This window comes from Methylocaldum sp. 14B (assembly GCF_002005105.1).
Classification (GTDB): Bacteria; Pseudomonadota; Gammaproteobacteria; order Methylococcales; family Methylococcaceae; genus Methylocaldum.
This window is the reverse complement of the sequence record NZ_MSCV01000023.1, coordinates 28,846-51,588: the sequence shown is the minus strand read 5'-3', so window position 1 is coordinate 51,588 and position 22,743 is coordinate 28,846. Positions and strand designations below refer to the sequence as shown.

At 59.8% G+C, this 22,743-nt stretch carries 17 protein-coding genes; 4 read left to right on the top strand and 13 right to left on the bottom strand.

Going from position 1 to position 22,743, the window contains the following annotated elements; translation table 11 throughout:
- Positions 1-474: 474 nt before the first annotated feature.
- A complete protein-coding gene (locus B2A78_RS16460; RefSeq protein ID WP_077731102.1) occupies positions 475-3,552 on the top strand; it encodes a transglycosylase domain-containing protein in 3,078 nt (1,025 codons plus the stop codon).
- A 43-nt stretch (positions 3,553-3,595) separates the two neighbouring features.
- On the opposite strand, the gene B2A78_RS16455 is transcribed toward B2A78_RS16460, so the two are convergent.
- From B2A78_RS16455 to B2A78_RS16435, 5 genes are all read right to left on the bottom strand, one after another.
- Positions 3,596-5,221: a phosphatidylserine/phosphatidylglycerophosphate/cardiolipin synthase family protein gene (locus B2A78_RS16455; RefSeq protein WP_168175459.1), complete on the bottom strand. Its 1,626-nt coding sequence runs from the start codon at positions 5,219-5,221 to the stop codon at positions 3,596-3,598.
- A gap of 518 nt (positions 5,222-5,739) precedes the next feature.
- Positions 5,740-6,960, bottom strand: coding sequence for an endonuclease/exonuclease/phosphatase family protein (locus tag B2A78_RS16450; RefSeq protein ID WP_156879985.1), 1,221 nt, complete (start codon positions 6,958-6,960; stop codon positions 5,740-5,742).
- A gap of 147 nt (positions 6,961-7,107) precedes the next feature.
- Positions 7,108-7,929 carry a nucleotidyltransferase family protein gene (locus tag B2A78_RS16445; protein ID WP_077731099.1) on the bottom strand — a complete coding sequence of 274 codons (822 nt, stop codon included), beginning with the start codon at positions 7,927-7,929 and terminating at the stop codon, positions 7,108-7,110.
- An 8-nt stretch (positions 7,930-7,937) separates the two neighbouring features.
- Complete coding sequence (locus tag B2A78_RS16440) at positions 7,938-8,738, bottom strand: metallophosphoesterase (protein ID WP_077731098.1); 801 nt, start codon at positions 8,736-8,738, stop codon at positions 7,938-7,940.
- 221 nt (positions 8,739-8,959) lie between these two features.
- The gene (locus tag B2A78_RS16435) at positions 8,960-11,986 is read right to left on the bottom strand and encodes an MASE1 domain-containing protein (protein ID WP_168175458.1); all 3,027 of its coding nucleotides are present in this window, start codon (positions 11,984-11,986) and stop codon (positions 8,960-8,962) included.
- A 537-nt stretch (positions 11,987-12,523) separates the two neighbouring features.
- Between B2A78_RS16435 and B2A78_RS16430 the strand changes: the two genes are divergently transcribed.
- Positions 12,524-12,796 (top strand): hypothetical protein, encoded by a 273-nt coding sequence (locus tag B2A78_RS16430; RefSeq protein ID WP_086133294.1) that lies wholly within the window; start codon positions 12,524-12,526, stop codon positions 12,794-12,796.
- Positions 12,797-13,082: 286 nt separating this feature from the next.
- Here B2A78_RS16430 and eutC read toward each other — a convergent pair whose 3' ends face one another.
- From eutC to B2A78_RS16395, 7 genes are all read right to left on the bottom strand, one after another.
- On the bottom strand, positions 13,083-13,853 hold the full coding sequence (eutC, locus tag B2A78_RS16425; protein ID WP_077731096.1) for an ethanolamine ammonia-lyase subunit EutC: 771 nt from the start codon (positions 13,851-13,853) through the stop codon (positions 13,083-13,085).
- Positions 13,850-15,247: an ethanolamine ammonia-lyase subunit EutB gene (locus B2A78_RS16420; protein WP_077731095.1), complete on the bottom strand. Its 1,398-nt coding sequence runs from the start codon at positions 15,245-15,247 to the stop codon at positions 13,850-13,852. The genes eutC and B2A78_RS16420 overlap by 4 nt, the downstream gene beginning before the upstream one ends.
- Before the next feature lie 363 nt (positions 15,248-15,610).
- The gene (locus B2A78_RS16415; protein WP_077731094.1) at positions 15,611-17,089 is read right to left on the bottom strand and encodes an aldehyde dehydrogenase family protein; all 1,479 of its coding nucleotides are present in this window, start codon (positions 17,087-17,089) and stop codon (positions 15,611-15,613) included.
- Positions 17,090-17,572: 483 nt separating this feature from the next.
- On the bottom strand, positions 17,573-17,842 hold the full coding sequence (locus tag B2A78_RS16410) for a hypothetical protein (protein WP_077731093.1): 270 nt from the start codon (positions 17,840-17,842) through the stop codon (positions 17,573-17,575).
- A gap of 55 nt (positions 17,843-17,897) precedes the next feature.
- Entirely contained in the window at positions 17,898-18,641 is a 744-nt protein-coding gene (locus B2A78_RS16405) for an AAA family ATPase (protein WP_077731092.1), read from the bottom strand.
- Positions 18,642-18,753: 112 nt separating this feature from the next.
- The gene (locus B2A78_RS16400) at positions 18,754-19,542 is read right to left on the bottom strand and encodes an HNH endonuclease (RefSeq protein ID WP_168175457.1); all 789 of its coding nucleotides are present in this window, start codon (positions 19,540-19,542) and stop codon (positions 18,754-18,756) included.
- Between the two features lie 535 nt (positions 19,543-20,077).
- Entirely contained in the window at positions 20,078-20,815 is a 738-nt protein-coding gene (locus tag B2A78_RS16395) for a DUF2272 domain-containing protein (RefSeq protein ID WP_077731090.1), read from the bottom strand.
- Between the two features lie 165 nt (positions 20,816-20,980).
- On the opposite strand from B2A78_RS16395, the gene B2A78_RS16390 reads away from it, so the two are divergent.
- Positions 20,981-21,457, top strand: a complete 477-nt coding sequence (locus tag B2A78_RS16390) for a hypothetical protein (protein WP_077731089.1) — start codon at positions 20,981-20,983, stop codon at positions 21,455-21,457.
- Between the two features lie 26 nt (positions 21,458-21,483).
- Entirely contained in the window at positions 21,484-22,125 is a 642-nt protein-coding gene (locus B2A78_RS16385; protein WP_240502566.1) for a DsbA family protein, read from the top strand.
- Between the two features lie 290 nt (positions 22,126-22,415).
- On the opposite strand, the gene B2A78_RS16380 is transcribed toward B2A78_RS16385, so the two are convergent.
- Entirely contained in the window at positions 22,416-22,655 is a 240-nt protein-coding gene (locus tag B2A78_RS16380) for a hypothetical protein (protein ID WP_143735199.1), read from the bottom strand.
- Between the last annotated feature and the right edge of the window lie 88 nt (positions 22,656-22,743).

Genomic DNA, 22,743 nt, shown 5'->3' with positions numbered 1-22,743 from the left:
GGGCTGATTCACGAGGCTTTCCGATTTTCGCTTCATGCGGCGGTACATGGGACACGTCGATTTGACACCCTTTTGGATATCCCGCTCTATGTCCTGCTCGGATCGGCAATGATGCGCAAAGACTTTGTCGGCTGAATCGGCGGATTGCACGTAACCGGTGGGTTGTAGACTGGCTGGAGTCGGCCAATCTGAGCCCAGGACATGAAACGTCGCACTCCCGTAGAATCTACCGCGGACCCCATTGGCATCGAATGGAAACTTGTCTTGCAATCGCGGCGCACGCACGATATTCGCGGCGCCCTGTTTGGGGCTATTATTTTGGTTAATCCGGGGCAGGGTTTCCTTAGCGCGGCGACAAGCCGCGTGAGCCAAGGTCGGGCCTGTACCGGCCTTGGCGGCGGCCCGTAAATACCAGGAGGGTATTTACGGGCCTGATTGATAAATTCTTGGCGGGCGGGAGGACCTTTAGCTTATATGAGCCAACGCAGCGGCGCACTGTTCAGGATCACCGTTTGGAGCACGGCCGGGGCATTGCTGGCGCTCACTGCCATTTACATCTTCCAGGAAATCAAGACATCGGATTTCCAATCACGCTATCTCTCTTCGATCGACGAGCATCTGCGCTTCCAGGTGGAGCCGGGAGGTAGCGCCGCCATCCGCTATCCGAGCGCCGGGCCCTACGATGAACGGCTCGGGTACACGGCCCTTCCGAGCTTTCAGCAGCGTCTCCGGAACCTCGGCTTCTCCATAACCGCGCAGGCACGGTTTTCGCCGCAATTGCTGCGTGTGGTCGACAAGGGCTTTTATGCCACCTATTTCGAGAAGATCCAGGCCGGTCTCACGATCTTCGATCGCGATAGCGAAGTCCTGTTCAGTAAAACCTACCCCACCCGAATTTATCCCGATTTCGACGCCATACCGCCATTGGTGATCAAAACCTTACTCTTCATCGAGAACCGGGAATTGCTCGATGACCGTTATCCGCACCTCAATCCTGCGATCGAGTGGGACCGCTTCGCGCGGGCGACCATGGAGCTGATCGCACGCAAGCTCGGAGCCGACATCAACGTGGCCGGCGGCAGCACACTCGCCACCCAGATGGAGAAATACCGCCATTCCCCCGGCGGCCGTACGGACAACCCCATGGAAAAGCTGCGGCAGATGAGCAGCGCCTCGCTGCGCGCTTACCTCTTAGGCCCCGACACCCGGAAGGCACGGCGCGGCATCGTTCAGGCCTACCTGAATTCCATGCCGCTCGCCGCCGTACCGGATTCCGGCGAAGTGCACGGACTCGGCGATGGTTTGCAGGCATGGTTCGGATCGGATTTTGCTGCGGTGAACCAGTTACTCGGCGCCGCGAACCTGTCCACCGGCGAGGGGATCACCGCGGAACAGGCGCTGGCCTATCGCCAGGTGTTGTGCCTCCTGCTGGCGCAACGTCGCCCCGCGTATTATCTCCTGGCAGGGCGTGCCGACCTGGAGAACCTGGCCGACAGCCATCTGCGCGTGCTGGCCGCGCAGGGGGTCATCCCAACGGCGCTGCGCGATGCCGCGCTGAGCGTGTCAGGCGCTACGAGCGTCCAGGCCAATCTGACGCCCGCGGCACCCCTCATCGATCGGAAGACCGAAAGCGTATTGCGCGCCCGGCTTGCCACCGCCTTGGGTGTGAGCCGGATCTACGACCTTGACCGGCTCGATCTGACCGCCCGCTCGACCATCGATTACGACATTCAGCAGGCGGTAGCCCAGGCTTTGCGCAGATTGCGCGAGCCCGAGCAGGCGCGTGCCGCAGGGGTTTTGGGTTTTCGGCTCCTCAGCACCGACAGTGATTTTGGCGAGATCGTTTACAGCTTCGTTCTGTACGAGCGCAGCAGCCAAGGAAACCTGTTGCGGGTGCAGGCCGACAACAACGAGCAGCCGCTCGATGTGAACGAGGGCATCCGGCTGGACCTCGGTTCGACCGCCAAGCTGCGCACCCTGGTGCATTACCTGGAAATCATCGCGGAACTTTATGACCAGTATGCCGGCCAACCGAGCGAGACCCTGCGCCGGGCCGAGATTCACCCGCGCGATCATCTGTCGCGGTGGGTTGTCGATCAGCTCCTTGCGAACCGCAAGATCGGGTTATCAGCCATGCTCGAGGCGGCGCTGGAGCGCCGCTACTCGGCCAGCCCGGGAGAGGCTTTTTTTACCGGCGGCGGGCTACACACTTTCGCCAATTTCAATAAGGACGATAATTCCAAGATTATGTCCCTGCGCGTGGCACTGCAGGAATCGGTGAACTTGGTCTTCATCCGGCTCATGCGCGACGTGGTCTACTACCACCTGTATAAGCCCGATGGCGTGGCACGCTGGATGGACGCGAAGGACAGCGAAAAGCGGCAGCAGTATCTGGAGCGCTTCGCGGACCAGGAAGGGAAAGCGTATCTGCGCCGCTTTTATGCCAAGTACCGGAACAAAACCCCTCAGGAAGCCCTGGATATCCTAACCGGGAGCGTGCACCCCGTTCCCAAACGGCTGGCCACCGTATATCGCTCGGTCTACCCGCGTCGCGACGTTGCCGCTCTTCGGGATTATTTGCAGGCGCACCACGTGGGCCAAGGCCTATCCGCCGAAGACATCACGGACCTTTACGAAAAATACTCCACGGAGCGCTTCGACCTGCAGGATCGCGGGTATATCGCGCGTATCCATCCCCTTGAGCTTTGGTTGGTGAGCTATCTGGTCGAGCATCCGAACGCCACCCTTGGCGAGGTCGTCGGCGCCAGCGCACAGGAGCGTCAACAGGTGTATCGCTGGCTATTCAAGACCAGCCGCCGTTACGCGCAAGACAAGCGCATTCGCACCTTGCTGGAGAACGAGGCTTTTGCCCAAATCCACCGGGCGTGGAAACGGCTCGGTTACCCGTTCGGGGCTCTGACGCCTTCCTATGCCAGCTCCATCGGCGCCTCGGGAGACCGTCCGGCCGCACTCGCCGAATTGATGGGCATCCTGTTGAACGACGGCGTGCGCCTCCCGATGGTACGCTTCGACGCCTTCCACTTCGCAGCGGATACGCCTTACGAGACACTCATGCAGCTGACGCAGGCACAAGGCCGACGGGTGTTGTCGCCGGAGGTGGCGGCGGCTGCGCGCAGCGCCCTGATCGATGTCGTCGAGCGCGGCACTGCGATACGGGTCAAAGGCGTGTACAAGGGCCCCACGGGTACGCCCCTCGTCATGGCCGGCAAAACCGGGACGGGGGATCATCAACGCGAGATTTTCGGACCCGGCGGACGGCTGATCGCAACACAGGTCATCAGTCGTACGGCGACATTTGCCTTCATGCTGGGTGATCGCCACTTCGGAACAGTGACTGCGTACGTGACCGGACCCGCCGCCGCGCGTTATCGCTTCACGAGCGCCTTGCCGGTGCAAGTGCTCAAATCCCTCGAGCCAACGCTGACGCCGCTGATCGCGCGTGCCTATTCCGAGCCGCCGGAGTCTCGTCCTCACACTGTCACTGCCGCCACCGCCAAAGGCTTCGAGCCGGCGCCGACGACACAGCGATAGACCGTTTCCCCGAGGCTTTGGCTATACGGTTCCGAGCAGCACTTTAGAAGAACGAGCGTCCGCTCACGGCCGCCAGTCCGCGAACCAGCCACCGGTAGCGCCGGACGGCTGTCCAGTCGTCCCGCTCAAGGTGATCGTTCGGTCCGAAAGCGACGATTATCCGTCCTTCTTCGTCGCGGCTAGGGCGGCCCTCATCGTCGCGCGCGATGCGGTATTCGTAGGCGGTCGGCGGGCCCGCGGCGATAAGTTGTCGTCCCGTTTCCAGCAGTTTTTCGGCGAACCGGGCAGACCATACGGCGGCAACCAGTTCGCTGTTGAGGGCCATGCTGAGGGGGTCGAGGTTGTAAGTCCCCAACAGGCCGAGCTGATCGTCGATCACGGCGAACTTGCCGTGCAGATTGTGGCGGTCCCCGGCGACGAACAGCCGCAGCGTCGGAACCCGCGCCAGGAGTTTCGGCCATTGCTCGAGGAAAAAAGCCTGGCTGAGGGGATTATCGCTGGACACGGGGCTGTTGGTGAGTACCGTGATTTCTACGCCGCGCCGAGCCGCATCTTCCAATACACTTACGGCTTGCTCCGAAAGCACCAAATACGGGTTGGCGACGAAAATCGATTTCTTGGCGCCGCGCACCAGCCGGCCAAGGCTGACTGTAATGGGATCGTCGGTTCTGATCAGGCGAGTGCGGCTGTCGAGAAAACGAACGGGCGCCTGCACCGATTCAGGGGCCGGTCTGGCCAGAGCGCCGTGGAGCATGGGACGAGCCTGAAGCTCGTCGATCCAGGGCAACCGGCGATCGCGAATCCGGGCGGACACGGCTTCGGGTATGGGTTCGCCCCGCAGCCAGTAATCCATAGCCTGGTAGGCGAGCAGCAAGTCACTGGTCGAATCGAGCAAGTCCACTGTTTCGCGGGTGACAGCATGAGCCTCTCCACCGTCGTATTGCGATTCGAACACGGCTTCGAGCACGGCTCCGGCCTCTCGTCCGGTCAATACCGCGTCCGCATCGCGAAACGCCTTGGGATCGAAGTTCAGGTCGGCAAAATACTCGGTCGCGATGTTCCGTCCTCCGATCAGGCCGTGAACGCCGTCCGCCAGGAGAATCTTGTCGTGGTCGCTGGCAACGATTGCCGCGGGATTCAGGGTGAGAAAGGCATCCTGGAAGCGATAGCGCAGCGGGCGGTACAGCTTTACGGTGACATTGGCCGTCTGTACCACTGTATCGAGGTAATCGTTCCCCTGGACGTCGCGCGACATCGTGGTGCCTATGGCGTCGAGCAGCACCCGGACCGTAAGGCCTTGACCGGCCTTGTGGACGAGATGGCCGAGAAAAGCGATGCCGAAGACATCCTGTTCCAGAATGAAATAGCTGATGTCGAGACGCTTTCGGGCGTTAGCCAACAGGCGCCAGCGTTCGACCCAGGCCATCACGTTATCGTCCAACAGGGTCACCTGGGACACGGTGGCGCCCTCGGCGGGCAAGGATTCGAAGATTTCGCGCATTGATCGATCCTCATCGTCGGGTCGCCCGGCATCCGTCGATGTAACGAGCGGATCGGGGAACTGGACGTCGAGCAGCAGATGACCGACGAGCCAGATCGCTATCACGCCGGCCAGAACAATTAAAACGAGGCGGCCGAATCGATGGGTTCGGCGTCCATATCGATTCATGGTCATCCTTGCATTTTGCAGCGTATACCTCGTTGTTCCAATGAAACGGCGAAAAGGCGGGTTACGCGGGTATGCTAACCCGCCCTACCATCGTACTTCGAATGGCAAACGGGCGTTTTGCATATTATTAACCCGGCCTATAAATATAGGCCGGGTTAATCCGGGGCAGGGATGCCCCGGCGCGGCGACAAGCCGCGTGAGCCCAGGCCGGGCGTGTACCGGCCTGGGCGGCGGCCCGTAAATACCAGGAGGGTATTTACGGGCCTGATTAATAGGATGCGCTGCACGAAGGGACAAATCGGCAGGGCAAGACGCAACGCGACGAGGCCGATTTACTCGTCTCATCCATGAGACTCGCCCTTCGGGCCGTGCTTCCCACGTTCCAGTTCGCTCCCGGCGAACTGGTGCACGGTAAGTCCGCCCGTAGGGTGCCGGACAGGGATTGTCCGGCATGAGCCGCATCGATCGCGAACTTTTCGACATCCTCAAACCGGGGAGAAGGCAGACGATGCAACAACTTAGCCCCCGTCCTGAGGAGTATCCTTTGATCCTCCGCCGATGCCCGAGAGGATACTCACGAACCCGGTGTTCGTTTTCAGCCATTCGAGAACGCGGTGCTTGTCCGGAATGCGCTTCGGGACGTCGCAGTCGACGAGACGTGCCAGTTGGTGCTGACGCACGGCATCGTGCCAGCGGATGAAGGCGGACTTCGCTTCGGGCGTCAGCCAGCCGTAGGTGACCGACAGTCCGCGGTGATCGGATTCGTCGGCGCCGATCACCTGAACGGCTTGAGGTATCAGATCGGGTGTGGCGAACGATCCGTCCAGAGGCCATACCGGAGCAAGGGCCGGGAAGGTTGCCCAACCCGAAAAATCGTTGACGCCCTCGCGCGCTGCGACGACAACCCGCGCATCCGCGAGGTCGCCGCTGGTCAACACGTCGTGAGTGCGGTCGGCGGCGAAGTGAGGACGTTGGTATGTCAGGGCGGTCGGAACCGTGTTCATGTCGCCGAGGAGAATCGAAGTCCGGCCGGACTCGACGAACCGCTGCAGGAGATCGGCCGCCTGCGCTTCCCGGCGCGCGGGGTTGAAGGCCTCGAGGTGGGTAACCAGGAAGTCCACCGGCTGGCCGAAGAACCGAATGCGTAGGTGAAGCGCTCCGCGCGGCTCGTTCAAGATCCGGTCCAGAGCGCTCACCGGGAAAGCCGAGGCATAACTCGTCTTTTGCGTCTTTTCCAGAATCCGGGCATCCACGGCAAGCGCCGAGTGCCGGAACAGTACGGCGTTGCCGAAGCGGACCTCCAGGCCGGGTGTATCCCGGCGCCAGGTTTCGCCGCGTGCCACCGCGTAGGCATGGCCGGTGCGACGCTCGAGTTCGTCCGCCAGAAATGCGGCTTGATCGATCCAGCCGCTACGGCGCGAGCCGAAGTCCACTTCGTTAAGCGCGACGACGTCTATGGGCATTTCCGGTGATGCTCCCGCGATCCGGTCGGCAATGCCGGTGAGATTGCGTTCGACCTCCCGGCGGTCGGCAAAAACGCGCCAGCGAGGCCCGAGTCCGGAATGGAGGTTATACGTGACGACCCGGAGTTCAGGGAGGTCGCTACGGGTTTCCAGTTGCGGAAACGGGGCGGCATGCTCCCAGTCGGTCGACGGGACCGTGCAGGAAGACGGTGCGTCCGGACGCCCGAGTGTGCTGGCCAACTGATAGCCGTCCCAGAAATCGGTCAAGGTCGTCATGGTCAAAGCGCCGGACACGGCGGTCAATAGAGCGATTCGAAGAAGTCGGAACACGTATGGTTAGATAGCAAGAATGGACTGATTGCGCTGCCAGATCGCAGCATTCGACATCCGCGATGAACCGGGTATTCGGTCGATCATGCGGATTTATTCTTTGACATCGATGGCGGCCGTCCAGTGGGCAATGTTTTCGTGGGTCATTCGCCCCTTGGGTTGCAGGCGGGCGTCCTGGTAACCCCAGCGCATGATGTCGGTCAGATATTGTTCCCGTGAGAGCAGCGTACCCTGGCAGAGGCGCTCGGAAGGCGGTGCGCTGCGAAGCTCGTCGGCCAAAAGGGCCAGCAGCCGCTGCATCACCCAATCGGGAATGCGGCTTCTTTCGGCCGGGTAGATGAAGCCGAAAAGAACGAGATGGCTGAGCAGTACCCGCCAGTGGGCGCCGAAGCGGTCCATCAGCCTAGTCCAATTCAATCGGTCGGAACAGACACGGAGGATATGGGCGATGTCTGCGCCGTCGTAACGCTCCCGCTCCAGTACGAAGGATTTCGACCAGATGATTTCCTCTATCGGGCAAAGCAATACCGGCACGCCCAGTATGTCCCGTCGGGGGGCGTGCTCGAACCACGCTTCGTCGACGGCGCAAATGCCGTTTCCGGAACTGAAGATGATATCGATGAAATATTCCCCGTAGTACGCCTTGGCGAGCCAGTGAGGATACGTGACGTCGGCTTGATAGCCCGCGCTTGCAAGAATTTCGATGATGCGATCCCGATCGTCGGGCCGCACGAAGATATCCAGATCCTTGGTGTGGCGCGAGATTCCGGTGTAGCACTCCAGTGCGTAGGCTCCTCCGACGAGAAACGGAACCCGGGCGTCGATTAAAAGCGTCAGCCCATGACAATAGAATGACCGCCCGGTCGGGTCGATCGGCGGTGGGCTGGTATCGGGCGCGGAAAACGGTGTGTCCATAAATATTGCTAGCCCTGTACGGGGTATGGTTTCTGGTTGAACGAGTGATGTTCCGTCTCGGCAGATGCTTCGACCGGAAGCTCGATCAGCCGGACCGGAGGTCGATCCGGAAAGGCGCGCCGCAGAAGCGGCAGGGCGACGTTGTAAACCGGAATATTGCCGCCGGTTTTTCCCGTGGGGTGTCCGCGATGGGCGTGCCCGTGAAACACCGCGGTTACCGAGTAACGATTCAAAGGTTCCTCGAGTCGGCTGGACCCCAGAAACGGATAGATTTCGACGGGTTCGCCCACAACCGTGGCTTTGACCGGAGCATAGTGAAGCAGGGCGATCCGATGCGGCATGCGCAATTTGGCGAGCGCCGACTCCAGCTTCAGTGATTCCTCCACGGTCTCGTGCACGAATCGCTTCAGCGTGCTTTCGCCCCATGGTTGCAGGGCATGCTCGCCGAAACCGCCGGCGAAGCCTTTGACACCGGCGAAGCCGATGCCATGCACTTCATGAGCGTCGCCATCGAGCAGGACGATTCCGGCATCGGAGAAAATATGCTGCACCTCGTGCACTTGGCCTGCTTCGTACTCGTGATTGCCGAGCACGCCGAGGATGGGAATCTTTACGCCGGCGGTCAGCTCCTTGACGAACAGCCGAGCCTCTTCCGCCCGTCCGTAGTCCACGATATCGCCGCAGAGCAACAAAATATCGGCGTTCTCGGAAACATAAGCACAAATGGTTTGAAGTATTCCCTGCGAGGACAGGGTGTAGTGAATATCGCCGACGGCCGCAATGCGGACCGTTTGTCTGTTCGAGGGCATGGCTGCTTATAGGTCTTGATTGCCGGAAGCCGGTGTCAATAAACCAAAGACAGCGATGCAGGGCAAAAGTGCCCACGCGAAGCAGGTTTGGCCCGCCTGATTTGGGAGGGGATTTCCGAGCTACTCGCCGGCGCAGGTCGGTAGGTCGGCAATCCTTTGCCGACGGATCTGCACGCCAACTCGTTTGTCGGGAAGGGATTCCCGACCTACTTGGCTAAGTCCTACTGCCGTGACGAATCGGCCGCGGCTGCGGCTTGTTCCGACGCAGGCGCTAAAGCGAGCGGTAGCTCGACGACGAACTCGCTGCCCTTGCCTGGACCGGCACTGAAAGCCTCTATGCGCCCGCCATGCAGTTCGACCAGGCGCCGAACCAAAGTGAGCCCGATGCCGAGGCCCCCTTGACTCCGGTCGAGAGAGCGCTCGCCCTGGATGAAGAGCTCGAAGACATGGGGCAATAGCTCGGGAGCGATGCCAAGGCCGGTGTCTCTGATACGGATGAGTGCCCGCTCTCCCTTGGCCTCGGTGCGGACCGAAATCGAGCCGCCTTCTTCGGTGTATTTCGCGGCGTTGTTCAAGAGATTGGCCACGACCTGGATCAGGCGGGTCGCATCCCCGACGATCAAGAGGGGTGCTGGTGCGACATCGACCGTTAGCCTGTGGCGCCGGGATTCGATCAAGGGCCGCGTCGCCTCGATCGCTCGCTCGACGACGGTATTGAGAGGTATGGGTTCCTTTCTCAGCGTCACCTTGCCCTGGGTGATGCGGGAAACGTCCAGCAAGTCGTCGACCAGGCGCGAGAGGTGAATGACCTGGCGGTCTATGATCTCCCTCGCACCCTGAAGCCTAGGCTCGTCGGCAGCGAGTTTTCGAATCAGCTGAGCGGCATTGCGTATCGGTGCCAGAGGATTGCGGAGCTCGTGGGCCAGCATGGCGAGAAACTCGTTTTTCCGTCGATCGGCATCGCGCAGCGCAGCCATGGCGCGGGCGCGCTCCCAAGCCATGGCGGTAAATAGGCAAAGCGTCCGCAGGAATTCGATTTCCTCCGGATCGAAATGCTCGCGCCGCGTACTCGCGAAGGAAAGCGTCCCGAGCGTACGGCCATCGCCCGCCATGAGCGGGTGGCAGGCATAGGCGCGCAAGCCCATGTTGCGAAGAAGGATGCTCTTGGGGTCGTTTTCGATGCGAGCGGTATCGGCGATCAGGGGAGTGCCCGTAGCGGCGACCGTGCCGCACATGGTGTCGCCGAGATCTAGCCTCTCCATGGCGGGAAGCAGCGCCTCGGAAATACCGTACGCAGCGATCAGGCGAAGGCTTCGGCCGTTCTCGTCAACCCGGTAGTTGAAACCTACGTCGGCATCGAGCAGGGCGTGTACTTTCTCGAAGACCATCCGGCTTAGTTCGACGTCGGTGGTTTGGCTGTCCAGCGCCGCACGGCTGATGGCCAGCAGCTCCGCCTGCCGTTCGTTATGGCGGCGCAAAGCCAATTCGGCCCTTTTGAGCTCGGTGATGTCTTGAGTGGTTCCGAATGCGCTCAGCACCTCACCCCGGTGGAATTCCAGCTCGGCTTTTTCGTGGACCCAGCGGATGTCCTTGCCGACCACGATGCGGTGTTCGATGTCGTAAGGCGTGCCACGGAGTGCCGCCTTCCATTGCCGGTCGACATATTTCCGATCGTCCGGATGGACGCAGCGGAGGAACGTCTGATAAGTCAGTGGCGTACCCTCGGGTATGCCGAAAATCCGATGGTTTTCGGCCGACCAGAGCAATTCGTTGCGCTGAACATTGAGCCGCCAGCTCCCGATCTTGCCGACCGCCTGGGCGCGGTTCAAATCGTGTTGGCTCCGCTGCAGCGCCTTTTCGGCCTCCTTGCGCACCGTGATGTCGTTGGCGATGCCGAGATAGCCGGTGATCGCCCCCTTTTCGTCGCGCATGACCGAAATCGAGACTTGGGCCGGAAACCGGCTGCCGTCCTTGCGGATCAGACTCCACTCCGTTTCGGTCGATCCGCAGGCTTCGATCAGCGTCGGCAAGAATTTGATGGACGATGTAGCGGGACGGCCTAGCGTATCGGCGAGCGCTTTCGCATGGGCCTCGAGCTCGGCGGGATCATGAAAGATCGCCGGCGTCTCCTTGCCGACGAGTTCTTCGGCGGAATAGCCGAGCGCTTTCGCCGCGGCTTTGTTGATGGTCTGGATGATGCCTTGCCTATTGACCGAGACGATGCAGTAATTGGCCCCGTCCAGAATCGCCTGCTGCAATCGGAGCGTGTCGCGCAAGGTTGCCGTGCGTTCGTCGACTTCCTTCTCGAGATGATTGCGGGCATCCTGCAACGCCGCCAGCGCTTGCCGCCACTGGTTCGCCAGGGCACCCAGCACAAGTACCGATATCGAGAACAGCACGACCAGGGACTGTACCAGGAGAGCCTGGACGGAAATCTCGAACTGCGCTCCCGCGAAAGCGCCTTGCCCCAGTGCCGTGTATCGCGCGGCGATGATTCCCAGGACGAGAATCGCGAACGAAACGCCGGGGATGCCGAAACGCACGCCTATCCAAAGCAGGGGTGGCATGATGACGTAGGTGAACGGAATGCGGTCGGTGAAAACAGCGAAGGTCAGTCCCGCGACCGACGCCAGGGCGGCTAGCGCTTCGATCCGCCTAGCGGGCGGCAGCTTGCGCCAATACGAGCGGGTAGCCGGCAGTGCGAGGCAAAGAGGAGCCGTCACCATGATCCCGGCGATGTCGCCGGTCCACCATGTGAGCCAGGCCGCAGCGAACGGTTCGCGGTCGACCAAAGCGATCGGCGCAGTCCCCGCCGTGGCGGCTATGGTCGCACTCAGCAAGGCTCCCAGTATGGTCAGCGCCACCACATCCTGTACCGTTTCCAGGCGTAATGGCATGCCGACCGTGCGTCCCAATAGCCATGCGCCCGTCAACGCTTCCATGGTGTTGCCGAGAGAAAAAGCGGCGGCAATTGCATAAGGCTGGTCGAATACCCATAGATTGACGCCGAAATTGACTGCGAGCGCCGTCATAACGAACGCCGGCCAAAGGGTCCGAGGACGGGTAGCGAGCGTAGATAGGTAAAACCCGCTAGGCAGCCAAAACGCGACAAAGTGGTAAGGCTTCGGGGAGATCCAGTGGCTGAGCAGAGCCAGACCGAAAAAGCAGACCGCAAACCCGAGCAGCGATCGGAACGACGGCCACCGCAGGGATGTTTCACAGCCTGATGAAAACCTTTCGCTTTGCATACTTACAGTAGTGTCCATACAATTCGACCAGTTCCATGGCGGTTTCTCTCAGGTCTCGATCGTTTGGGCGCGTCCCTTTCATCCTACGGATACCTTACGGCTTGCGCAATCCGCTGCTTGCCGGAATCCGGCTAGAGCATTTTCCGATTCGGTGTCAGAGGGCCCGATAGTAGGTCGGCAATCCCTTCCCAATCGCAAACGGGCCTTTAATCGGCCCCTTCCAATCGCAAACGGTCGCTTTAGTCGCGACCCTTCCAATCGCAAACGGTCATCCGGGGAGCGCCCGAATGACCCTTCCAATCGCAAACGGCCATCCTGGGAGCGCCAGGACGCCCCTTCCAACAAAATCCCTTGCCGAGCCGATAAGTCGGCAAGGGATTGCCGACCTACGTTCTTCCCGCCCGACACGAAGCCGTACACCGGGATGAAAAACGCTCTAGCCTTTCGGTCGACATCGCCGGTACATTGCCGGTAGCACGGTTTCGGTCGAATTTCCGGAAACATAGACAACTATCGAGACTCGGACAGGAGGGTCATATGGCGAAGATTACGGTAAAGAAGCTTACTGAATCCACTTTCGAGGTGACAGTGGAGGCGCAGGCCACGACGACGCACACGGTTACCGTGGATCCGGGATATGCCGCCAGGTTGACGGACGGAAGAGCGCCGGTCGAGCGACTGGTGAGCCGTTCGTTCGATTTCTTGCTGGAGCGGGAGCCCAATACCAGCATCCTGCGTCGCTTCGACCTGCCGGTGATCGGCCATTATTTCCCGGAATACGAGCGGACGATCAAGAACATGCTGGCCTGATCCGATTTACTCCAAATCGCTTTCAATCAGGCATTCATTTTGTAGGATGGGTAGAGCGAAGCGAAACCCATCGATGGCGAGTTAGGCCGAAAAGCCGTAACCCACCGAGCGACCTCGGACCTGTCCTGAGCCCAGTCGAAGGGTCGGTGGGTTATGCGGAGCCTGTCCTGAGCCCTTCGACGATGCTCAGGACAGGCTTGTCGAAGGGCCTGCCCCGAGCGGAGCCGAGGGGCTAACCCACCCATTAATGCTCACTCGAATGCCGAATGGAATTAGGCTGTCGCCGTCATTTTTTTAGGCCCAGCGGCTCGGGAGACGGCGGTAAAACCGTATCCAGTTCGTCCTTGAGAGCGACCCCGGAAAGCCGGCGGCGCATGGCTTCCTCGGTCAGGTAGAGCAGTTTCGCGGCGGCGGCTTCGTAGCTCAATCCTTCGGGCGGTCGGATATTGGAGATGCAGTTGCGCTGCGCATCGCTGTTGCCGGGCCGCGGTGCATAGGCGAAATAGATGCCTAGACTGTCGGCGGCGCTGAGCCCCGGCCGTTCGCCGACCACAATGACGGCCACGCGCGCGCCGAGGGCGAAGCCGATTTCATCCGACAGGGCCACCCGGCCGTTCTCGACCAGACTGATAGGCCCGACCTGGATGCGCCGTGACCGATATCGACCGATCACCGCCTCCAGCAGGGGCAGACCGTGCCGTTCGACGGCGGTGGAGGACAGCCCGTTGGTGACGATCAATGCCACATCCATACCGCCGCCGTCCATGTCATCCAGCCGCGTGCGGGAATCGGAGTCGAGAACGCGACCCCGATCGGGGCGACGGAGGTATTCGGCGCGACTTCGGATCGGCGTTCGCAAAATCAGACAATCTTCGCCCATTTCGCGCAAGCTTTCGGCGAACCCCTCGATGTCCCAAGGGAAGTGCACGGCATCCCGTGCTTGAGCGTGGGCGAGCTGAAAGTCGAGCAGGGCTTCGGTCGGAACGGCATGGCCCGCGCGTCCCAAGCCTATGCGGGCCTGGGTGAAACGCTTGAGGGCGAACCAGGGATCGGTCATGGGCTGTCCTCCGTCAGTGCGTCCATCGCATTGAGCAGGCGAGGGGGCATGGGACCGAGGCTCAGCGCATTGCGGCCGTCGAAAATGCCCATGCGGTCGAGCCATTCCTCGAATTCCGGGGCGGGCCGGAGCCCCAAAACCTTGCGAAGGTAAAGGGCGTCGTGAAACGAGGTGCTCTGATAGGCCAGCATGACGTCGTCGGCGCCGGGCACGCCCATGATATAGGTACAGCCGGCCACCGCCAGCAGCGTGATCAGATTGTCCATGTCGTTCTGGTCGGCTTCGGCGTGATTGGTGTAACACACGTCGCAGCCCATGGGCAGGCCCAGCAGTTTTCCGCAGAAATGATCCTCGAGCCCCGCGCGGATGATCTGTTTTCCGTCGTACAGATATTCCGGCCCGATGAAGCCCACCACGGTGTTTATCAACAGCGGCGAAAACGCGCGGGCGACGGCGTAGGCCCGCGCCTCGCAGGTCTGCGCATCGATGCCGTGGTGAGCGTCCGCAGACAGGGCGCTGCCTTGGCCCGTCTCGAAATACATCAGATTGTCGCCCAGCGTGCCGCGTTTCAGCGACAGCGCCATTTCGCGCGCCTCGCGCAGGAGGGAAAGATCGATGCCGAAGCTCCGGTTCGCGGCTTCGGTCCCGGCGATGGACTGGAACACCAGGTCCACCGGCGAACCGCGCCGCATCAAGTCCATGGTCGTCGTGACATGGGCGAGCACGCAGGACTGGGTGGGGATGTCGTGCTCGACGATGATCTCGTCCAGCAGGCGGAGCAGGGTGTCGACGTTCTTCGGACTATCTGTCGCGGGATTGATGCCGATAACGGCATCTCCGTTGCCGTAGAGCAGCCCATCCAAAATGCTGGCTGCGATGCCGCGCGGGTCGTCGGCCGGATGGTTCGGCTGCAATCGCGTGGAAAGCCGTCCCGAGAGGCCGATGGTGTTCCGGAACCGCGTGGTGACCGTGCAGCGCTTGGCGACGGCGATCAAATCCTGGTTGCGCATGATCTTAGATACCGCGGCGGCCATTTCCGGCATCAGGCCCGTGCGAATCCTCGCGATGGCTTCGTCGGCGGTGGTGTCGGAAAGAAGCCATTCTCGAAACTCGCCGACCGTCAGCGCCGAGATGGGCGCGAACGCGGCATTATCGTGCGTCTCGAAGATCAACCGGCTGACCTCGTCCTCTTCAGGCGGAATCAGCGGTTCTTCGAGGAAGCGGCACATGGGAACCTCGGCCAATACCCGTTGCGCGACGGCACGCTCCTCCTCCGACTCGGCCGCAATTCCGGCCAGTTCGTCCGCTGAGCGTAGGGGCGACGCCTTCGCCAGCAAAGTCTTCAGATCGGCGAAGGCATAGCCGCGTCCTTGGATGCTTGCGGTGTATTTCATGGCGGTTCCAATTTCCTTCTCGTTTCCATCCTAATCCTTAATGCTGTTAAGACACCTTTGTCGGCAAGGGATTGCCGACCTACCAAGCTTGCACGCACCACGCCGGAGTAGGTCGGGAATCCCTTCCCGACGCCTTCTGCCGCCTCACGTGGCAGACGATTTCGTCGGCACAGGATTGCCGACCTTCAACTGGCTTTCGATAGTTCCGCTGCCTTGCCTGGTGGGTTACGGCGCGCGGAAACATCTTGGGAACTTTCCAGACTCGGTGCGATGCGCGCCTAACCCACCCTACAGCCGCGATAATGTCGTAGGGTGGGCAAAGGCCGATAGGCCGTGCCCACCGGAATTTGCTGGGCGTTGCCTCTACAGCGCCACGGTAACGGTCTTGACCTCGGTATAGTTCTCCAGGGCATAGCTGCCGAGTTCGCGCCCGATGCCGGACATCTTGAACCCGCCGAAAGGAGCGGCCGTGTCGAAGATATCGTAGCAATTGATCCATACCGTTCCCGCCTTCAGTTCGGCCGCCAGGCGATGCGCCTTGTTGATGTCCTTGGTCCACACCGCCGCCGCCAGACCGTACATGGTCCGGTTGCCGTGACCGATGACTTCGTCCACGTCCTTGAACGGAATCATCGACAGCACCGGCCCGAAGATTTCCTCGCGGGCGATTTTCATGTCTTCGCCCACGTCGGCGAAGATCGTGGGCTCTATGAAAAAGCCCCGGCTGCCGATGCGGTTGCCGCCGGTCAGAAGCTTGGCGCCTTGTTCCTTGCCGGAGCGGATATAGCCCATGATCTGATCGAACTGCTCCTGGCTGACTTGCGGTCCCTGGGTAGTTTTCGGATCGAACGGATCGCCCACGACCTGCTTGCGGGTGCGCTCGACCAGCCTTGCGGCGAAGTCGTCGTAAATCTTTTTCTCGACGAAAACGCGGGAGCCGGCGCAGCAGCACTGACCCTGATTGAAGAAGAGTCCCTGGAATGCGCCTTCGAGCGCCGCGTCCAGATCGGAATCGGCGAACACGATGTTCGGGCTTTTCCCGCCGAGTTCCAGCGTGACGCGCTTCAGATTGGAACGACCGGCGGCCTGCATGATGAGCTTGCCCACTTCGGTCGAGCCGGTGAAAGCCACCTTGTCGATGTCCATGTGCTCGGCTACCGCGGCTCCGGCGGTTTCGCCGAATCCCGGCACGATGTTGATGACGCCTTCCGGAATGCCGGCTTCGAGAGCCAGTTCGCCCACCCTGAGCGCGGTCAGCGGCGTCTGCTCGGCGGGCTTGAGCACGATGGTGCAGCCGGCCGCGAGAGCCGGGCCCCACTTCCAGGCCTGCATCAAGAGCGGAAAATTCCACGGAATGATCTGCCCCACCACGCCGACCGGCTCATGACGGGTGTAGGTGAAGAAGGGGCCGTTGATCGGAATGGTCTTGCCCTCGATCTTGTCCGCCCAGCCCGCGTAGTAGCGGTAACAATCGATGGTCAGCGGCAGGTCGGCCGATTTGCTCTCGTTGATCGGCTTGCCGTTGTTGAGCGTTTCCAACGCCGCCAGTTCGTCGAAGTGCTTCTCGATCAGGTCCGCCAGGCGGTACAGGCAACGGCCCCGTTCGCGCGCGTTCATCTTCCGCCACGGGCCTTCCTCGAAAGCCTTGCGGGCGGCGCGAGCGGCCTTGTCCACGTCCTCGCGGTCGCCTTCCGCGACGCGGGCTATGACCTCGCCGGTCGCCGGGTTGAGCGTTTCGAAGGTCTTTCCGCTGGCCGAATCGATCCACTGGCCATCGATCAGCATTTTCGTTTGAGAGATCTTGATCTGGGACGGGTTGATCTGTTTTGGTTCCGCGCTCATCTGATTTCCCTCGTCGGTTGAATTGAAACGGGTCCCGGTTCGACCCTGATTCTGACTACAGGTGTGCCGCCGCCTGCACCCATGGCTTTGACAGACGGCGCCGCTCCAAAAATCCGCGTTATCCGATTCCGGATGGCGCCCGCTTAGATTACACCCCTAGCCAAAAAAATCCTGCATCCGGCCTTTACGGCGGTTTTCGACGACCGAAAACCAGGGGCACCATCGATTTGTCGCTGCCATCTGCGGAGGGGGGGAATAGGGGAGATAGGACCATAGGATGCGGTAAGGAACGGACCGCCCTTCGACTAGGCTCAGGACAGGCCCTTCGACTGGGCTCAGGACAGGCATCGTTCGCGCTTGATGCGGTTCCTGTCGTCACCGCATCCTACAGGCTGGCAAATTTGTTCCGGGTGGGATAGCGCGGTAGATACTCTGTTCCAGCGCAAGTCCTATTTTGCCTCCTGTCCCTCTGCCATCGAGCCGTCAGGCTTGGCCCGGAATCGGGTCGTCCAAGGCAAACAGGCGACGGCCGTCGAACGGGGTCCGTTGGGTCAGGATGGCGTGCAAGCCGGTGAGGAGCTTGCGCATGACGGCACACACCGCCTGGATCTTCTTGAGACCGCGGTGCTCGATCAAGTGCCGGTAAAAGCCGCGCAGATGCGGTTCATTGCGGGCGGCGCTCAGGGCGGGCCTATAGCGCGGTAGGGCGCAATAGCGTACTCGCGTATTGCGCCGCGTGGCGGCCAAATCCATCCGGCGGAATACGGGAGTACCCTATTCCGCCATACGCGCGCTGTCGAACGACCCATTAGGCGTCTGCGTCGTCTTCAAACAGTTGTTCAAGGCGCTTGGGGTAATTATTGAGAAAGTCCTTTGTCACGGCAAAGTGCTCGGTGTCCTCAAATGCAACCTCACTTACGCCTGATTTGTCGAAAAGAATAATCCTCGCGTTCGGATAAGAAAGCAGAATGGGCGAATGTGTGGCGATGACGAACTGCGAGTGACCTTCTACGAGCTGGTGAATGGCGCTAAGTGCGGCGATTTGTCGGCTGGGTGATAAAGCGGCCTCAGGTTCATCAAGGAGGTAGATGCCATTGCCGCGGAGCTTGTTTAGAAGAACCGCCATGAAGGACTCGCCATGAGACTGCGTATGCAACGACTGACCGCCGTAGCCTTCAAGGTAGCCCGTTTCGTCCATATAGCTTGCGACGTTAAAGAAGCTCTCTGCACGGAGAAAGTATTCATCGCGTGGCTTCGGCACGCTCCGAGCGAGACGCAAGCTGTCGTGTAGCGTGGATATGGAGCCTGCTGACTGGAAACGCACATTCCTTGTGCCGCCTTCAGGGCTAAAGCCAAGTGCGACCGCAATACCCTCCATGACGGTTGACTTTCCCGATCCGTTCTCCCCGACGAAGAAAGTCACGTTTGGATGGAAGTCAATATTGGCGATATCCCGCACAGCAGGAATGTTGAACGGGTAAGACTCATAGTCAACATCGGCGTCAGGGCGAATCGACGCATGAAGTAGATAGGGCTTTGTACGCTTTGCCATACGAGTTCGGACGCCTAACGTTTGAGGTAATCGGCCACCGGAGCGCGAAGCGTGGAGGGAACCCGCAAGCGCAGCTTGCGGGCGGTCCGGTTGACCGCAGGGTTGGGCATCTTCACAGGCCACGACACCGGCGGATCTCCTTGACCGAAAGTGGATACGCTCTGGAATGGGCAATTCGGTGACATGTCGGGCAGAGACAAACGAGGTCGCTTACTTTCGTGACTCGGACACCCGATGAATGCCTCAATGGAATCTTGTGATGGCAATCGATCAACGGTCTTCCATCCACTTCGAGGAAGAATCCGCAGGCTTGGCACCTGAACCTATCTCGTTTCTTTGCTGCATCGATGATTTTTCGATTTCGCTTGATGAAGGAAGATTGTCGGTCTTGACGATACCCCTCCTCCACTTCTGTTTCGTTAAGTGCTATCTCATCGCTTGAAGGGCCGCCATCGGAATGGTTAGCCCAGTATCGCCAGCATGCTTTCTGGGCCTCTTCATGATCCTTGTATGGTGCGGAAATGCCTGAGAGCTTCTTGAGATGACCTTTAATCCCTTGAACTGCATTTCCCCATGGATCTTTCGGTACTAGCTTGTTTGTGGGGGTGACGATTTCATTCAACGGCGGCCGGCCGTTCTGAAGCTCGACTGCCGATATGTGCGTTATCCACTCCACGACATCCCACGTATGCCCCTGGCCCCACTTGATGTCGGGGTGAATGTGTTCCCAAACTTCCTTGTAGGAGATTCTTCCCGTCCGGCGCGCAACAGATTCGCCCCTTGCGACTCGAATGAGCAATTCGCGGATTCTTTTCTCAGTGGCGGATAGTGGCACGGTAGCTCCTTTAAGACACCCAACTAAAAAGTCGATCTCAAAAATGAAATCGAATCCAAGATTCACCAATATCCAACGTTTTTCTTTGCGTCATTCCTGAAATCTAATCCGGCCCGAGTAGGGCAGAATCGGGTGCTTCCTTATTCCAGTCGCAAACGGCGTCTTCGGGAGCGCCGAAGCCCCCCTTCCAATCGCAAACGGTCGCTTTAGTCGCGACCCGTCCGCCGCATGGAAACAATCCATTCGGCATACCGCGCCAAGAGCTATGCGCCCTCCGCGAATCGGTATGAATTCAAGAACATTAAAGAATGTCCGCCAAAGGTAGCGCCCATTTATTCCCGTGTGTTCCGTAGCCGGAATCTCCGTCCAATTGAGCCGGACGTAAAACGAGCACGTTTTTCGACCTGAGGGGCGTCTTGACTCATGAGGCGGAGATACTTGAACGATAAAGCAGGAGCGTTGACTGAGTTACGGATAAATAACCCTAGCACAACCCACCGTATTTGCCGTTCTTATCAACCTGGAAATGCCGTTGGACGCGCCGGAATGCGCGCCGCACCTATTCGCATGTAAAGAAAGAAATGTCCGTTTTATCCGTCATTTACAAGCGGTTTTCGATGACCACAAACCAGGGTCTTCGAGCGACCGGTTGCAGATGGCCGTTCTTGTCGAGTTTCAAAATGTTCTTGGAAACGGAGTTTCTGACGTTTCCGCCGATGGCTTCCAGGGTCCGACCGTGTTTTTCGACGACGATGTCGCAGTGGAGTTTGGTGTGCTCGATGGTTTCGAGGAAAGGGGATTGTACGAACGGAGGAGTGATCGAGGACCCGCGGCTTGCGCAGATCAGATCGCCAGGACGCGGCGCGTAGTCGTGTATGCGTCTGGGCACGAAAACGGCGTTCGGCGACTCGGCGTTGCGAATAATCCGTGAAAGGTACATCCAGTGGGCTTCCGAAGGCGGAAACCGCTCTTTCGGAACGCCCGCAGTGGCCATGACCCAGCTGACGAAAGCCGCCGACCACGGTTGTTCGCAATTTCGGCCGGTACGTTCCGGCAGGCCGACCGCTCGCCAATACTGGTTGATTCGTTGAGCGTAGGGGGATTCGTCCTCCCAGAACCCGACCAGCGGGATGCTTTCCTTGTCGCCGTCGTAAATGACCGATTGCCGACCGAAGTAGAACCATTCGCTGATGGCTAGCGCGAGAATTCGGTCTTTTGTGGGCGGAAGTTCGATGCCGGTGCTTAAGCGAGGGCTGATTTCAGCGTCGTGCGCCTGCTTTTTGGGCAGCCATCCGCAGGCCGATAAAGCGAGAAAAATAAGAACCAGTACGATTTTCATGGTTGCCGATTTTGGGCGATTTTCGGTAGGCTGGCGTACCGGGAACACGCTGCTCGTTTCGGGTTACGCCGACGATTTCACGGCAGGCCGTTATGAGTCCGTGTGGGCAGCTACGGGGCGGCAGCCGTTCCCGGCAAAGACTCTCATTCTCACGGATACGTACCAATGATTCACCATATTTCTATCGCCGCCAGGCACCCCGAGCACGCAGCGGCGGTTCTTGCGGAGTTGCTGGGGGGACGGTCATTTCCATTTCCCGTATTCTCCGGCAGCTACATTGCACTGACCGATGATCCGCACCGTACGGCGATCGAGGTTTATCCGCTCGGCACGGAGCTCAAGCCCGGCCTGGAGCACGAAGAGGTAAGCTCAATGAATAACGAGGCATCCTCGCCGTTCACCGCCACCCACGCCGCCGTCTCGGTCGATCTCACCGAACAACAGATCAAGAGCATCGCCGCCCGCGAGAGCTGGCGCGCCGTGACGTGCAACAGAGGGGGGCTTTTCGATGTCGTCGAATTGTGGGTGGAGAACCGCGTTCTGATCGAATTGCTCACTCCGGAAATGGCAAAAGCTTATCTGAATTCGATGTCTTCAAGACAATGGGCGGACTTTTTGAAGCAGAATGCGGGCACGGATTAGCCGGTGAGTTCATCCGGTGAAAGGCAGTGTTACACAATCGACCTAAAGCCGCCGGTCCGGCGCTGCTCTATTTTCACGATCCTATGTGCAGCTGGTGCTGGGCGTTTCGACCTGTATGGCAGAGTGTACGGACCCGGTTGCCGGATGCCGTGGAGATCGAACAGTTTCTGGGCGGTCTGGCGCCGGACAGCGCGGTGCCCATGCCGGCCGAGATGCGCGAAAACATTCAGGACATTTGGCGAACGATAGAACGTTCGGTGCCGGGCACCCGGTTCAATTTCGATTTCTGGACGAAATGCGTTCCAAGGCGTTCCACCTACCCGGCCTGCCGCGCCGTGATCGCCGCGCGCCGGCAGGGCGCCGGCTTCGAGGACGCCATGATCTTCGCGATTCAACAGGCCTATTACCTGCAAGCGCGAAATCCGTCGAACGACTCGACTTTGATCGAGCTGGCGGAAGAGATCGGTTTGGACAGAGGCCGCTTCGCGGCGGATCTCCGGCATCCCGATACTCACGTGGAATTGCTCGAAGAAATCCGCTGGGCGCGAGAGCTCGGGGTCCGCAGTTTTCCGACCTTGCTCCTGTCTCATGACGAAGGATACTCGGAAATGCCCGTGGATTACGGCGACGCAAATCGGATTTTGTCGGCTATTGCCGCCCATTTATAGTGCCGCCACATCCAAGCGATGTGAGCGTTTGTGGGAGCGAGCCTTTCGACATCGCTCAAGACAGGCTTTAGAGCGTTTTTCACCAGGGTTTAGCGATGTGGATCGGGAAATGGTAGCCGCTTTCTCGACCGTTGTGTCGGGAAAGGATTCCCGACCTACAAACTATCGCCGCGCGTTTATAGTGCCGCCACGCTCAAGTAGCGCGATTAATAGTAGGTCGGCAATCCCTTGCCGACAAACCCGCTTAGCAAGTTGTTAACGTCGGGAAGGGATTCCCGACCTACAACACTCTAACCGCGCCGAAGCCGTTGTCGCACATCGTTTTCCAATTGCCGCCATTGCCCGCCGTTCAGCCATTTCTCGCACCAGTACGCCAATTGCGCCGGGTTGGAGCTCATGATCTTGTACTCCTGTTTGGCCTGATCCGGTCCTTCCTTCGGCCACCACGAAAGCGTGTCGAATTGCTGCTGAATATGGGCCTTGGCCGCTTCGAACGTGTCCGCATCGATTTGCAAATGACGTGTCGTCACAATGGATCTCCCGTAAAGTCAGTCATGAAATCGCGGTTTCAACTATTTTGACGCTCCATCTTAAATAAAATCGTTTTTCGCATTCACT